A 956-nucleotide genomic window follows, 5' to 3' on the forward strand; every position below is an offset into this window, starting at 1 on the left:
CCCCTGCCCGGGAGTGCGTACGAGCTAAAGGATTACCGCAGGGCCAAGGTCCAGAAGATGGGCTATGTATACTTCTCCCCGGACAAGAGCTATTACAGCGTGCCCTACCGTTATATCGGAAAGGAGACGACCATCCACTATACGGGTTCCATGGTGGAGGTGTACTACCACCAGCGGCGGATCGCGCTGCACGGGCGCCATCCGGAAAAAGGCAGCTATAATACCAATAAAGAACACCTTAGCAGTACCCATAAATATTATAGCGACTGGAGCCCGGAGTTCTTTAAAAGGAAAGCGGCCCGACACGGCGACCATGTACTGGGCTGTGTGGAGGCAATACTTGCTAAGGGGGACTATCCGGAAATAGGATACAAAAGGGCGATGGGAGTCATACAGCTCCATAAGGCCTATGGGGCAGAACGCTTGGACAATGCCTGCAAGAGGGCCCTACAGGCAGATGCCGCCACATATATACGGATCAAGAATATCCTGAAGAACAACCTGGACAAAAGCTCCCTGTTCTACCGGGACCTTGAAGAGGACAAAAGCCATATCCCGGACCATGGGAACATACGGGGCGCCTCCGCTTACCAATAATACATAACTTAAATCCAATATATTATGAACAATGAACAGACGATCGAAAAATTGAAACAGATGCGCCTTACGGCCATGGCCCAACTGCACCTACAACATGTAAGGGACAACGGTGTTGCCGATATTACCGCCGATGAATACCTGGCCCTGCTCACGGACCACCAGTGGGAGGACCGCCAGAACAGGAAGATCCAACGGTTGTTGAAACAGGCGGGGTTCGCACAGTCCGCCAACCTGGCCGAGGTGAACTATGCCCAACAGCGTAACCTGGACAGGAACATGTTCGCGCGCCTGGGAACCTTGGATTTTATGGCCCGGAAGGAAAACATCATCCTCACCGGGGCCTCTGGAACGGGCAA

Annotated in this window: 2 protein-coding genes; both read left to right on the plus strand. The window is 52.9% G+C overall.

Features of this window, described 5'->3' with window-relative positions; genetic code table 11:
• Positions 1 to 99 precede the first annotated feature (99 nt).
• Complete coding sequence (locus MWU84_RS23955; RefSeq protein ID WP_348647900.1) at positions 100 to 597, plus strand: transposase; 498 nt, start codon at positions 100 to 102, stop codon at positions 595 to 597.
• 24 nt (positions 598 to 621) lie between these two features.
• On the plus strand, positions 622 to 956 hold a 335-nt coding region (locus tag MWU84_RS23960; RefSeq protein ID WP_246906539.1), incomplete at its 3' end, for an ATP-binding protein.

The organism is Arenibacter sp. F20364 (assembly GCF_023015905.1).
Taxonomy (GTDB): Bacteria; Bacteroidota; Bacteroidia; order Flavobacteriales; family Flavobacteriaceae; genus Arenibacter.